Genomic DNA, 233 nt, shown 5'->3' with positions numbered 1-233 from the left:
ACATTCTGCTTGTGACGGCAGAGGGTGGTTCCATCGTGTTCGAGGACAACGATCGCATCGACCACATCGACGGCATCGCCATGATTAAGATCGATCGCATCGAACAATTCCAGAAGGTGTATGAGTGGGTTAAGTTCCACTGTGATGCACGCGATCGTGGCGATGACAAAAAGCTCAAAGAGCTCCAGGATATGATCGGTTTGATTCATCCTGATGGCGAAGACGGCATTTTC

General features: G+C 49.8%; 1 protein-coding gene. It reads left to right on the top strand.

Going from position 1 to position 233, the window contains the following annotated elements; translation table 11 throughout:
- Positions 1–233 (top strand): hypothetical protein (locus tag VJI94_RS08875; protein ID WP_324009113.1); only part of this gene is annotated, 233 nt, incomplete at both ends.

This window comes from Parvimonas sp. D9 (assembly GCF_035282565.1).
Classification (GTDB): domain Bacteria; phylum Bacillota; class Clostridia; order Tissierellales; family Peptoniphilaceae; genus Parvimonas; species Parvimonas micra.
This window is presented reverse-complemented; position numbering and strand designations above follow the sequence as displayed.